The sequence below is a fragment of the Embleya sp. NPDC127516 genome (assembly GCF_044765325.1).
Lineage (GTDB): Bacteria > Actinomycetota > Actinomycetes > Streptomycetales > Streptomycetaceae > Embleya.
On the sequence record NZ_JBIWJT010000019.1, the window covers coordinates 209342 to 221567 of the forward strand.

6 protein-coding genes and 3 pseudogenes are annotated in these 12226 nt (G+C 66.3%); 7 read left to right on the top strand and 2 right to left on the bottom strand.

All coding sequences use genetic code 11. The features are described from left to right. Positions 1-48: 48 nt before the first annotated feature. Entirely contained in the window at positions 49-6597 is a 6549-nt protein-coding gene (locus tag ACIRL2_RS32790; RefSeq protein WP_402236910.1) for an RHS repeat-associated core domain-containing protein, read from the top strand. 36 nt (positions 6598-6633) lie between these two features. Beyond that, a complete protein-coding gene (locus ACIRL2_RS32795; RefSeq protein ID WP_402236913.1) occupies positions 6634-7056 on the top strand; it encodes a hypothetical protein in 423 nt (140 codons plus the stop codon). Positions 7057-7279: 223 nt separating this feature from the next. On the opposite strand, the pseudogene ACIRL2_RS32800 reads toward ACIRL2_RS32795, so the two are convergent. Continuing rightward, positions 7280-7381 (bottom strand): annotated as a pseudogene (locus tag ACIRL2_RS32800) (IS5/IS1182 family transposase); the annotation flags it as partial. Positions 7382-7600: 219 nt separating this feature from the next. Here ACIRL2_RS32800 and ACIRL2_RS32805 point away from each other — a divergent pair. Next, positions 7601-8004 (top strand): annotated as a pseudogene (locus tag ACIRL2_RS32805) (transposase); the annotation flags it as partial. A gap of 242 nt (positions 8005-8246) precedes the next feature. Here ACIRL2_RS32805 and ACIRL2_RS32810 read toward each other — a convergent pair. After that, positions 8247-8579: pseudogene (locus tag ACIRL2_RS32810) on the bottom strand (transposase); the annotation flags it as partial. Positions 8580-8815: 236 nt separating this feature from the next. Here ACIRL2_RS32810 and ACIRL2_RS32815 point away from each other — a divergent pair. Genes ACIRL2_RS32815 through ACIRL2_RS32830 form a run of 4 tightly spaced genes read left to right on the top strand, consistent with a single transcriptional unit; the run spans position 8816 to position 11529 of the window. Next, the gene (locus tag ACIRL2_RS32815; protein ID WP_402236916.1) at positions 8816-9109 is read left to right on the top strand and encodes a transposase; all 294 of its coding nucleotides are present in this window, start codon (positions 8816-8818) and stop codon (positions 9107-9109) included. Then, positions 9106-9795 carry an IS3 family transposase gene (locus tag ACIRL2_RS32820; RefSeq protein ID WP_402236918.1) on the top strand — a complete coding sequence of 230 codons (690 nt, stop codon included), beginning with the start codon at positions 9106-9108 and terminating at the stop codon, positions 9793-9795. Before ACIRL2_RS32815 ends, ACIRL2_RS32820 begins: the two co-directional genes overlap by 4 nt. After that, positions 9762-11159, top strand: a complete 1398-nt coding sequence (locus ACIRL2_RS32825; protein ID WP_402236919.1) for an IS30 family transposase — start codon at positions 9762-9764, stop codon at positions 11157-11159. Before ACIRL2_RS32820 ends, ACIRL2_RS32825 begins: the two co-directional genes overlap by 34 nt. Beyond that, positions 11140-11529, top strand: a complete 390-nt coding sequence (locus ACIRL2_RS32830) for an integrase core domain-containing protein (protein WP_402236922.1) — start codon at positions 11140-11142, stop codon at positions 11527-11529. Before ACIRL2_RS32825 ends, ACIRL2_RS32830 begins: the two co-directional genes overlap by 20 nt. Positions 11530-12226: the final 697 nt, after the last annotated feature.

A 12226-nucleotide genomic window follows, 5' to 3' on the forward strand; every position in this document is an offset into this window, starting at 1 on the left:
GATTCCCGTCGGGGGCGGGGTCGTTCGGCCCGGTTCCTGGTTGCGGGTGTGACCGTCCTGGCGTTGACCGCGAGCGTGGGCCCGGCCCAGGCCGCGAGTTGGATCAAGAACGAGCCGGATCCGGGTGCCTGGTCGCCGCGCGACCTGCCGAAGACCCCGTCGGTGAACGGGAAGAAGGCCGACGTCGCCAAGCCGACAACGCTCAATGGCGACGGCCGCGGCTCGTGGAAACCCACCGCTACCACCTGGCCGAAGGCGGCCGAGGCAGAGACCGCCCCGGCGCCCGCCTCCGACTTCGTTGCCCGCGGCGGATCTTCCTTGCTGGCCGCCCCCTCCGGCGGCAACGCCCCCGGAACCCCGGTCTGGATCACCACCCCCGACACGAACGGTCCCGGCCCGCTGCGCGCCGGCACCCCCGCAACTGCCGTTCCCAAGGCCCCGAGTCGGGTCAAGGTCACGGTCGCCGATCACGCCGCCGCCGAACGCGCGGGCGTCGACGGCGTCCTGGTCACCGTCCGTCGCACGGACGCCGACGCCGCGGCCGGCAAGGTCACGGTCGGCGTCGATTACGGCGCGTTCAAGGACGCGTTCGGCGCCGACTGGTCCTCGCGCCTGCGTCTGGTCGCGATGCCGGAGTGCGTGCTGACGACGCCCGACGTCGCGGCCTGCCGGGTCAAGACCCCGGTAGCCGGTGCGCGCAACGACCGTGTGAAGAACCGCGTCCTCGCCGACGTCGACCTGCCCGCAGCCCCGCCGGCCACCGCACGGTCGGCGAACGCGCCCACCCCGAGCGGCGCTTTGGTCTTCGCGGCGACTGCGGAGGCGTCCGGACCGTCCGGCGACTACAAGGCGACTTCCCTGTCCCCGTCCGGCGAGTGGTCGGCGGGTGGCAACTCCGGCTCGATGAACTGGTCGTACGGCATCGGCGTTCCGCCCGCGGTCGGCGGTACCGCGCCGACGGTGAACCTGTCGTACAACTCGGGCAGTGTCGACGGTCGTACGACCTCCACAAACAATCAGGCGTCGTGGATCGGCGAGGGCTGGGAGTACTCGCCCGGCTTCGTCGAGCGCTCGTACCAGGCCTGCTCACGCGACGGCCAGGACAAGTCGGGGGAGAAGTGCTGGTCCAACCAGAACTCCCTGACACTGTCCCTGAACGGCAAGTCCTCGACCCTGGTCCAGGACGACACCGACAAGTCCAAGTGGCGCCTGGAGGGTGACGACGACTCCCGCATCGAGCCGTTCACCGGCGCGGTCAACGGCGACGACAACGGCGAGTACTGGCGCCTGACCACCGGCGACGGCGTCCAGTACTACTTCGGTGTGGGCCACAAGCCCGGCGGCGACAACTCCGACCCGGGCACGAACTCGACCTGGTCCGCGCCCGTCTACGGCAACAACGCCGGGGAGCCGTGCAACAAATCGTCCGGTTTCGACGCGTCGTGGTGTCAGCAGGCGTGGCGCTGGAACCTCGACTACGTCGTGGACGCCCGTGGCGGCATGGTCACCTACTGGTACAACGCGGAGACCAACCGATACACGCGCGGCGCGGTCCTGGTGGGCTCCGGCACCTTGACCGAGTACACCCGCGGCGGCACGCTCGCCAAGATCACCTACGGCTCGAAGAAGTCCGACACCACCCAGCCCACCGCCCAAGTCCTCTTCGACACCGCCGAACGTTGCCTGAAGAAGGACGGCTTCGACTGCGATCCGGCGAAGATGACCAAGGCCAACGCGTCGAAGTGGCCGGATGTCCCCGTGGACAAGCAGTGCGCCACGTCGGGCAAGTGCGAGGAGTACGGCCAGACATTCTTCTCGACCCGCCGCCTGACGAAGATCGTCACCCAGTCCCTGGTCGGCTCGGCCTATCAGACCGTCGACGAGTTCGCCTTCGACCAGGACTACCCGGACCCGCAGGACGGCTCCTCCCCGACGCTGTGGCTGAAGTCGATCACCCGCACCGCCTGGGACGGCACGAAGAAGATCGACGTTCCCTCCGTGGACTTCGTGGGTCAGTTCATGCACAACCGCGTCGACGCCGGTGGTGACCTGGCGCCGCCGATGAACCGCCGCCGCCTGACGGGGATCACGAACGAGACCGGCGGCCAGACCACGGTCACGTACAACGCCCCCGAGTGCACCCCGGCCACCCTCCCCACTCCGGACGCCAACACCAAGGCGTGCTACCCGAGTTGGTGGAACTACGACGAGGACGCCGAGCCGGTCCTGCACTGGTTCCACAAGTACACCGTCGCCGAGGTCACCGAACACGACATCGCCACCACGGCCCCGAACCGCTCGACGCGCTACGAGTACGTCGGCGGTACCGCCTGGCACCGCGACGACACGGAGCTGACCGAGGACAAGGAAGCGTCCCGGCCCAAGAGCAAGGATCGCCGGACCTGGAACCAGTTCCGCGGCTACGGCCAGGTGATCACCCGCTCGGGTGTGGCCCCCGCCGACGCGGTCACCCAGTCCACGGCGTTCTACCTGCGCGGCATGGACGGCGACGTGAAGAAGGACGGCACCAAGCGCGCCGTCACCCTCACCGACTCCACCGGCCAGTCCATCGTCGACGCGAACCAGCACGCCGGTTTCGCCTACGAGACACAGACGTTCACCGGTGACGGCGGCACCGTCGCGGCCAAGTCACTGAACACCCCGTACTCCTCCGCCGTTACCGCGACCCACACCCGCGCCCGCGGCCTTCCGCCGCTGACCGCGCGTCGCACCGCGATGGAGAAGAGCCGCTCTCGCAGCCTCCTCGCGGACAACACCTGGCGCGAGACGTCCAAGACCACGACGTTCGACGCCGTCCACGGCCTTCCGGAAACCGTCTCGGACAAGGCCGACGGCCTGCTCGAGTACTGCACGAAGACCACCTACGCACACAACACCACCGCGTGGATCATCGGTAAACCCACGGAGAGTCTGTCGCTCGTCGGTGCCTGCACGACGCCCGCAGCCAAAGACACCGTCTACGCGTGGTCGCACACCCTCTACGACAACAAGCCCTTCGGCGAGGTCGGCGCGGTCGGGGACGTCACCTCGACCGACGCGGTGATCGACTACAAGGCGGACGGCACCCCCAACTGGGTCACCACCGCCAAGTCCGAGTACGACGCCTACGGCCGCGTGACCAAGGCCACCGACGCCGAGAACAAGACCACCTCCACCACGTACACCCCCGCCGCAGGCACCCTGCCCACCACGGTGGCCGTCACCGGCCCGACCAATTGGACCTCCTCCACTGTCTACGCCGGAGCACGCAACCTGCCCGTGACGGCGATCGACGCGAACGGCCTGGTCGTCGAGCAGGAGTACGACGCCCTCGGGCGGCTGATTGCGGTGTGGAAACCGGGTCACACCAAGACGGACAACGCAGATCTGCAGTTCGCGTACGCGCCCAGCAAGACCGGGCCCTCCGTCGTCACCACCAGGACCCTGCGCCTCAACGACACCTACACCACCTCGTATCAGATCCTGAACAGTTTCCTCCAGGAGCGGCAGACCCAGTCGAACCCCGCGCCCGGTGGTCCGGGTCGAGTGATCACCGACACCTTCCACGACAGTCTCGGTAGGCCGGTCAAGACGAACCAGCCCTACTACAACAAGACTTCCGGCCCGGATACGGCAGTGTTCGTCGGCAACGACAACGAAGTCTCCGGGCAGAACTCGGTCGTCTACGACGGGATGGGCCGCACCACCGCGCAGGTGTTCTCCTCCAAGGCGATCGAGCAGTGGCGCGCGACGACCACCTACGCCGGCGCCGACGAGACGAGGGTCACCCCGCCCACCGGCGGCGTCGCGACGCTGTCCATCTCCGATGCCCGGGGCAAGCCGAAGGAACTGCGGGAGTATCGCGGCGGATCTCCCACCGGTACCGACTTCTCGAAGATCACCTACACGTACACCCCGCGCGAGGAACTGAAGACCGTCACCGACGCGGGCGGCAACACCTGGACGTACACCCACGACTTCCTGGGCCGCAAAACCCACGTCGAGGACCCGGACAAGGGCCCGTCCGACACCCGCTACGACCTGGTCGGCCGCATCACCGGCACTACCGACGCTCGTGGCCAGAAACTCGCCTACACCTACGACGCCCTCGGCCGAAAGACCGCCTCCTACAAGGACTCGGTCGCCGACGCGAACCTCTTGGCGGAGTGGACCTACGACCGCTTCGCCAAGGGCCAGGCGGACGGCTCGTCCCGCTACGTCGGCGGCAAGTCGGGCGCCAAGTACACCAACGAGATCACGGGCTTCGAACCCGGCACCTACCGCCCCACCGGCACCCGCACGACCATCCCGGCGATCGAGGGCAAGCTTGCCGGCGTATACCAGACGAGCACCGAGTACGAACCGAAGCTGGGCCTACCGGTGCGTACCGACGTCGGCGCGTACGGTGGTTTGCCCGCCGAGGCCCTGACGTTCGGCTACAACGACGGCGGCCTGCTGACCGAACGCGGGGGCGCCCGCGGCTACCTGAACTGGGCGGACTACGACCCGTTCGGCCGCAACACCCGCGCGATCCTGGGCGCCGAGCCCAGCCAGGCGGCGTTCACCAGCACCTACGACCAGGCGACCGGGCGCCTGCTGTCCACCGACTGGGACAAGCAGACGGCAACCACCACCAGCGTGGACGCCACCACATACACCTACAAGCCGTCCGGCGACGTCACCTCGATCAAGACCGTCCGCGACAACAACACCACCGACACCCAGTGCTTCGCCTACGACGGCAACCGCCGCCTCAAGGAGGCCTGGACCGACACCGCCGGCACCACCACCCTCCCGGCGCCCAGCGTCCCCGGCGTCGGCGGCTGCGTCACCCAGACCCCGACCAAAAACACCGTCGGCGGCCCGGACCCGTACTGGCAGTCCTTCGACTACGACGTGGTCGGCAACCGCACCAAACTCGTCGACCACGACGTGACCGACGATCCGACCAAGAACGCCACGACCGAATACGGCTACCGCCCCGGCGCCCAGGCCGGCGACCGCACCCACCGCCTGGACACCGTCACCGTCAAAAACGGCACCGCCGCCCCGGTCACCACCAACGTGACCTACGACCAGGCCGGCAATACCAAAGCCCGACCCGGCACCGGCACCAACCCCCAGACCCTCACCTGGAACGAAGAAGACAAGCTCACCACCGTTGCCTCCGCAACCGGCACCAGCGAGTACGTCTACGACGCCGACGGCAACCGCATCATCCGCCGCGAGAACGGCAAGAGCACCCTCTACCTCGGAACCGACGAACTCACCACCAACACCAACGGATCCGGCCCCGTCGTCGGCACCCGCTACTACCCCACCGCCGGTGGTGCCACCGTCGTCCGCAACGGCTCCGGTGCGATCACCTTCATGGCGACCGACCATCACGGCACCCCCAACAGCATCCTCGACGCCGCCGGCCTCACCGCCACCCGCCGCCAGTCCAAGCCCTTCGGCGAACCCCGCGGCACCCAGCCCACCCAAGCGAACGGCCAATGGCCCGACGACAAGGGCTTCCTCGGCAAGCCCATGGACGCCACCGGCCTCACCCACGTCGGCGCCCGCGAATACGACCCGAGCCTCGGCCGCTTCATCAGTGTCGACTCCGTCATGGACCTGACCGACGCCCAACAGATGCATGGCTATACCTACAGCAGTAACAATCCCACCACGGTCAGTGACCCGACCGGCCTTGCCGAGTACGACCCCTACACCCCCTACAAGGGGGGAAGCGGTGGCGCGGGTGTAACAAACCCGAGGCCTTCGAATCCGCCCCCACCCGCCGAGCAACCGGTCAGTACTGGTGGAACCACGTCCAGCGGAAATAGCGGTTCGGGGACGGGTGTGGATCCTGGGTTGATCGCTAGGTATGGGTACAAGAAGCCTACGGTGAATAAACCGAAGAGCGGTGGAGGTAACTGGCTGACCTCCGGGCTTGGTTTCGTTGTGAAAGCTGCCTATGAATACTCGGGTGTAAAATCCGTCGTGGAGTGTGGGAAGGACCCCGGACTCAATGGGACGTGCCTGGAAGCCGGTGTCACGGTGGGAGGCTTTCTCCTGACAGGTGGCTCGGGTGCCGCAGCGAAGGCCTCACTCGAAACCGTTTCCAAGACTGCCGCAGCTCGCATTGCGAGCAGGGATGCGGTTGTGAGCGCAGGCGCCTATGCTGATGACGCTGCAATGCTCGCCGAAAGGAACATCAAGGGCTTGGATGGCGGATGGAAGGAGCTCTATGGCCCGTATCATCGCTCGTCTTCGAGAACGCAAACTGATGAGCTCGCCCTGACGCAGCAGGGAAATAGGCAGCTTTGGGGACGAGAGCCTCAACACGGAATGTGGCCTGCTGCAGAGGCGCACGGTGGGCCCCTTCCGGCAGGAGCTCGGGGGGTTGAGTTTACGACTCCAATCAGGCCGACCGGGCCTGGTCGATATGGAGCCGAATGGGAAGTGGAGAAAAGCGCCGGAGTAATCGGTACCAGGCAGGATGATTTCGCAAAAATTCCGATTATGATTACAAGGAATACTCAGATTCCTGACTCGATGTTCACGGGCCCACAGAATCAGTTCGTTCCTTTTTCGAAGGCTTATCATCAGTAGAATAATTCATGCGAACCTCGAAGATTAGGGCTCTCGATGTCTGAAATTCCTCCCGTCCCAGGCCCTGAACCCGAGTGGCGATCGGCTGTGTCGGCGGCGATTCCTGAACTTCGCCATGTGAATCCAGTGCGACAGCACGGAATCTGGTGGGGTGTTGCCTCGATGTTCGAAGAAGTCCTTGCCCTGGAATGTGATATCGGTCTGATCGCCAGTCGACTCGTTTTGACCCTTGAGACGAGTTGGGATTCATTGGCTGATGTCAAACTTGCATTGTTCGAATGGAGAGGGAATCTTTACGTGGTTAGTCAAAGATCTGGAGGAAATATTTCCGCTATCTCTATCCGCGGGAATGTTGGGCTGGATTTCGAAGAGGTAGTTGAAGAGCTAATTTCTCTGATTCAACCCCAAGCGGAGATTATTGTTTGGCGCGCGGAGTCGGGCGGAGATAAGAGCTTGTAAAGGAGGTCGGGTCGATGTCGGGGACGCCTTCCGCGTCCCCGGCGTGGGGGGCTTTGGCGAGCAGAGGCAGGAGCCTGGTAGCTCCATGGCAGCTGACCTCGACCATCCAAGATCACTGACAGAGTCAAGCTAGTGTTCCTGTGTCGATAGTTGCTCGTTAAAGAGCGTTTTACGCCTGGAAAGGTGTTTGCTTCCGGTCCTGAGGTTGGATGTCGCGCCACCGGCCGTTTCCCCGGCGTTCGGCTCGCCAGGCCGTCAATGTGGGTTCGAGTATTTCCCAGCGGACGTCGGACGGATCACTGGGATGGCGCCGATGTCCGGTCATGTTTCGTTGGTAGCGCCGGGCGTCCCGTTCATCCAAGGCGTGAATGGGGGCGGACGGGCGCGTCCCGGGAACAGACAGGAGTGAACGTGGCGAAACGGGCAGGCGCGAATCACCTCAAGCCGCACCCGTTGCAGAAGACGTGCACCGACCCAATCACGTGGACCACTCGAGCACTTCAAGTACGGTCCCCGGCACCGCTGTTCGTGTAGGAGCTCTTCCGTGAGCCAACGGAAGCCGTACCCGAGCGACCTGTCCGACGCCCGATGGGCCCTGATCGAGCCGACAATGACGGCATGGAGAAAAGCCCGGCTCGACCGCAGACCCACCGGCCGGCCAGAGTCGACCTCCGCGACGTGTTCAACGCGATTCTCTACGTGAACCGCACCGGAATTCCCTGGAAATACCTCCCGCACGACTTTCCGACCCACGCAACGGTCTACGCCTACTACGCGGCCTGGCGCGACGAGGGAATCTTCGCCCGACTCAACTACGACCTGACCGCACTGGCCCGCGTGAAGGACGGCCGCAAGCCCGAACCCACGGGCTCCGTCATCGTCACCCAGAGCGTGAAGACCTCCACCAACGTGCCCCTGAGCAGCCAAGGAACGGACGCCGCAAAGAAGACATCCGATGCGAAGAACACGTCAAGCGACAAGGGAAAGATGGGGTTCTCGTGGGGCAGGGAAGGCCACGGCCTCGTCGAACGGGACGCGGTGCAACAGGCAGTGGTGAAGGCAGCCGAGCATGCGGTTGCAGAGGTTCTCTGAGCTGCCGTGTGACGTTCTCCTGCCTCACGTCCGCGGTCGTAGTGGGCCCGCGCTCCGTCCGAATGGGCCATCGCTGAGAAGGCCCACATGTAGCCGACGCCGGCTAGCCTCTGGTTCTTGACCCTCCGGGCCACGACGGAAACGCTCTTGCCGGAGGCTCTGGTGACGGGGGCGGAGCCCGCGTACGCCCTCAGACCTATGGCGTCGGCGAATCGGGCACGATCGTCGCCGATCTCGGCCAGAACGCGAGCCCCGCTGAGTGGCCCCAGCCCGGGAAAACTGGCGATGATCTCGGCATCGACATGTGTCTTGAACGCCTCTACTGCGGCTTCGGCGAGGTCCTCGGCACTTGCGCACGCGGCCTCCAGTTGCCGAAGCAGTGCGAGTGCCTGCCGTCCCATGGTCTCCTCGACCAGGGGGAGATGGCGCATCTGCGGAGCGCGGAGCGCGCCGTGCAGGCGCTCGACCTCTCTGTTGATGGTGTTCTTGCGGCTGGCCTTCTTCAGCAGGGCCCGCAACTGCGTCCGGGTGAGCTTGGCCGCTTGGCGTGGAGTGGGCACCGCGGCCAGGAGAGTACGGGCTATGGGGTGATAGATGCCCTTGAGGTTTCCTCTTGGTCGTGGACACCCTGACACTTGGATCGTTGGGTCCAGGAAGGGAAGTCCACGTGGGACGTCCGTCGCAGTTCACGGATGAGTTCAAGCGCGACGCGGTCGCGTTGTATCGCCTTTCGGGTGGAAGTCGAACATTCAGCTCGGTGGCGACGGAGTTGGGGGTCAACGCGGAGACGTTGCGGGCCTGGGTGCGCCGGGCCGAGGCGGACGCGGGCGAGCGCGACGACCGGCTGAGCACCGTCGAACGCGAGGAACTCGCCCGCCTGCGCAAGGCCGAACGCGAGTGGCACCGGGAACGCGAGATCCTGCGCCGGGCAGCCGCGTATTTCGCACGGGAGATGAAGTGAGGACCCTCCGCTGGGACTTCGTCTCCCCCCATCGCGCCGAGTTCGGCGTGAAGCGGCTGTGTCGGGTCCTGGGCCTGTCCAGGTCCTCCTTCTACGCCCACGCGGCGGCCGCGCCGGCCCGGCGGGCCCGCGCGGCGGCGGACGCCGAACTCACCGAACGCATCCGGGTCGTGCACGCCGCGTCGCACGAAACCTACGGGGTTCCCCGGATCACCGTGGAACTGCGGGCGGACGGGCACGGGGTGAATCACAAGCGCACCGCCCGGTTGATGCGTGGGGCGGGCATCGTGGGCCGCCACCTGCGGCAACGCGTGCGCACGACCGTGGGTGACCGTGCCGCCGTGCCGGCGCCGGACCTGGTGGAGCGGGACTTCACCGCGTCCGCCCGGGACGTGAAGTGGGTGGGCGACATCACGTATCTCCCGGTCGGCGACGGGTGGGTCTACCTCGCGACGGTGATCGACCTGCACTCGCGGCGGCTGATCGGCTGGTCGATCGCCGACCACATGCGAGCCTCGTTGGTCGTCGACGCGATCGAGGCGGCGGTGCGAACCCGGGGCGGGAGCGTGGCCGGGGTGGTCTTCCACTCGGACCGAGGCTCGCAAGGCGTATTCAATCGGTCGTCGCAACACCTTGATCGAGGTGGTGTTGTATGGGGCGGCCAGCAGGTTGGATTACGACGTTGACGGGGCGTCCGGCGATGCGTTCGCCGGGGAGGCCCCCGATCCGGCGCGGGGTGGAGCGGGAGTTCTGGGTGCGGATCGCGGAGGGGATGTCCAGCGAGGAGGCGGGGATCGCGTGCGGTGTCTCGGGCGTGGTCGGCTCGCGGTGGTTCCGCGAGGGCGGCGGCATGCCCACGCTGCGGCTGGGCCCTGACTCGGGCCGGTACCTGTCCTTCGTTGAACGCGAGGAGATCGCGCTGCTGCGGGCTCAGGACGCCGGGGTCCGGGAGATCGCGCGTCAACTGGGCCGGTCGCCCTCGACGATCTCGAGGGAGTTGCGGCGCAACGCGGCCACCCGCGGTGCCCGGCTGGACTACCGGGCCTCGATCGCCCAGTGGAAGGCCGAGTTGGCGGCTCGGCGCCCCAAGACCCCGAAGCTCGTGGCCGACGAGCGCCTGCGCGGCTACGTTCAGGCCCGGTTGTCGGGTGAGGTCCAACTCCCGGACGGGTCACCCGTGTTCGGTCCGCGGACCCCGGAGTGGAGGGGACGCAACAAGCCGCGCCGCGAGGACCGGCGGTGGGCGACGGCCTGGAGCCCCGAGCAGATTGCCAACCGGCTCCCGGTCGACTTTCGGGACGACGGCTCCATGCGGATCTCCCACGAGGCGATATATCAGGCGCTCTACATCCGAGGACGCGGAGCGCTCGATCGCGAGTTGGTCGCCTGCCTGCGGACCGGGCGGGCGCTGCGGGCTCCCCGGGCACGCTCCCGGCAGCGTGCCGTCGGCCACGTCACCCCCGAGACCGTGATCGGCCTGAGGCCGGCCGAGGCCGACGACCGAGCTGTTGCCGGCCACTGGGAGGGTGACCTGATCATCGGGACCAACCAGTCCGCGATCGGCACCCTCGTGGAACGCACCACGCGGCTCACCGTACTTCTGCATCTGCCTCGACTTGAGGGCTATGGCGTCGAGCAACGCGTCAAGAACGGCCCGGCCCTGGCGGGACACGGTGCCGAAGCCGTCCGCAACGCCATCGCCTCCGCGTTCGCGGCTGTGCCGGAGCACATGCGTCGCTCGCTGACCTGGGACCGCGGCAAGGAACTGGCCCAGCATGTGCAACTGAGTGCGGCCACGGGGATGAAGGTGTTCTTCGCCGACCCGCACAGCCCCTGGCAGCGCGGCACCAACGAGAACACGAACGGGCTGCTACGACAGTACTTCCCGAAAGGAACGGATCTGTCCCGATGGACCGCCGACGAGATCAACGCGGTCGCCGCCACCCTCAACGACAGGCCTCGCAAGACCCTCGATTGGCGGACGCCCGCCGAAGCCCTCGATGATCAGCTAAAGTCGCCGGTCAGAGCCGGTGTTGCGACGACTGGTTGAACCCAAGCAATACACGTCTGCGGACTTCGCGAAGGCCTGCGGGCGGCACGGGATCCGCCGGTCGACGGGGAAGGGCGGATCGAGCTACGACAACGCCGCCGCGGAGAGCTTCTTCGCGACGTGCAAACGCGAAGTCCTCTACGACAAACGGTGGTTGATTGAGCAGCAGGCCCGGCTGGACGTGTTTCGCTGGATCGCGTTCTACAACCACCGCAGACGACACAGCACCCTGGGCTACGTCAGCCGCCTTCGAGGAACAAACAGTCAAGACGGATATGGTGTCACTGGCCGCATGAAACCCCGTGTCCATGATCCGGGGGAAACCTCATGTCGTCCTGCGGTTTCCCGTCGGGGTGGGTCGTGGTTTTGATCGGGTGGTGTTCGGATCCGGTGATCCGCCCGGGGTGGCACCCTCGCCCCCGGGGGGGCGTCAGTGGGTGAGGTCCTTCCTGTCGAGTTTTCCTCTCCGGTTTTCCTCACGACTTTCGGGTCGGATTTGTCGATGGTGCTGTGTGGCGTTGTCCGGGCCTCGGTGGCGGGGTAGTGGCGGATCGGGGTGCGAGGGCAGCAGGAGGGCGTCCAGGGCGCTTGTCGAGGGGTCCTGGTGGGTTGTCGGAGCGCGCTTGTGGTAGCTGTGGGACGGTTCGGTGCCCGCGAGCCGGCGGCGGTTCGCTCGCCGGATGTGGCGGTGGGCCGCGGAGCGGACCTGTCGGGCGTCTTGGCGGGACCTGCCCCTACTCCCGAATCGTACCCAGGTAGAGTTTTGATGCACCACCTTGTCCCGTGACGCAATACCCACCTATATTGGAAGTGGCCTCCCGGTCGTGAAGTCGCCTGTTTCCAATGATGGTTGGCGGCGACGATTCCAAGTCCTTTGGTGTTGCGGGGTATTGGTCTGCTCCACGTGCCGGCCCGCCGACCTCGGGCGGATGCGGCACCGAATGCAAACCCCGCTGCTACCGGCGCAGTTCTCGACGAGCAATGCGGTCACGAGCCGAACATGCCCGGTGTGGTGGGCAATCGCGTAGCGATTGGGTGTTGGTTGGAAGTGACGTAGTCACTTCCAA